The sequence below is a fragment of the Methanobrevibacter olleyae genome (assembly GCF_900114585.1).
GTDB classification, from domain to species: Archaea; Methanobacteriota; Methanobacteria; order Methanobacteriales; family Methanobacteriaceae; genus Methanobrevibacter; species Methanobrevibacter olleyae.
This window is the reverse complement of the sequence record NZ_FOTL01000049.1, coordinates 1-1,481: the sequence shown is the minus strand read 5'-3', so window position 1 is coordinate 1,481 and position 1,481 is coordinate 1. Positions and strand designations below refer to the sequence as shown.

Genomic DNA, 1,481 nt, shown 5'->3' with positions numbered 1-1,481 from the left:
TTTTAAGTTTAATTTTAGTATTAGTTCCATTTAGAAAAAGATAAAACTATATTTTGTTAATTTTATGTGTTTATTTATAAACACATATTATTATTTTTTTAATTTTTTAATAATTTCACCGAACATTCACTATTAATCTTAATAAAAAAATCATTTATTGGACATTTCCTTAAAACCTTATTTAATATTATTATAGATAAAATCAACTATTTTTTAAAGCTATTAACTTAACTATTTTTTAAAGCTATTAATCATTAATTTTACCATAGTTTTTTTTAAGAAATTTAAAGTTTCATTAAAGATCTTTAATGCATTAATTATATTGATTAATCAATACATATATTTGTGTTATAATCTAAAACATACTTGAGATTATATTAAAAAATAAGAATAAATAAGTCTCTAATTTTTAAAAAAAATCTAAAATGTACAAATTATATATAAAAAAAGTAATATTTAAGTAAATATTAAACTATGATAAGTTTATCTTAAAAAAAGTTTACATTATTACTAAATTTATAAAAAAATTAAGAATTTATAAAAAAATAGCATACAATTATAAATTGTTTTAAAATATATATTAAAAAAATAAAAGGAGATCAGAAATCTCCTAAAATCAAAATCTGTTTATTCATCTTCTCTACGTTTTAAGCCTAATCCTATAAAGACTATAGCAACTAGTAAAGCAATTAATGGGTTTCCAGTATTTAGCATTTTAGTAGGATATTTTTTATTATGATGATTAGTATTATTATGAGTATTATTATTATCATCATCACTTATTACTTTAACAAATCCTGTACCATTAGATTCCATGTATATTAAATCACCATCATAATATGCTGTGAATTCATATACAGTGTTATTTTTAGCATCTTTTGGAATTGTCCAATTGAATTTACCTACACCATTTTTAATAGTAACAGTTATATTTTTACCATCAGGGCATTTTACAACAACGTTACCATTAAATGGAGTTTCATCTTCAGTACTAACTTTAACTGTTAGGGTTACTTTCTCACCAGGTTTACCAGTAGCATTAGATACAGTGATTGAAGTTTTATACTTAATTACTTTGACAGTACCAGTTCCATTAGATGGGGAATAAGTAGTATTTCCACTGAAAGATGCTTTGAAAATGTATTCACTGCCTTTTTTAGCATCTTTAGGAACATTCCATATATATACACCAATTCCATTAACAACTGAAAGCAATATTTTATTTCCATTTGGTAAGGTGACATTAATATCACCATTAAATGGAGTTCCATCTTCAGTATCAACAGTAAATCTTATTTTAACCTTATCCCCAGGATATTTAGTAGCGTTAGATACAGTAATTGAAGTTTTATATTTAGGATTAACAGTAATACTAGAACTATTAACAGCAACACTATGATTACCATCAACAACAGTCTCTAAGTTAACAGTATAATTACCAACACCTAAATCAAGACCAGCAATAGTACCATTAGGACCAA

General features: G+C 23.4%; 1 protein-coding gene. It reads right to left on the bottom strand.

Going from position 1 to position 1,481, the window contains the following annotated elements:
* Nucleotides 1-627 precede the first annotated feature (627 nt).
* The coding region (locus BM020_RS09685) for a hypothetical protein (protein WP_159428558.1) at nt 628-1,481 on the bottom strand (854 nt) is incomplete at its 5' end.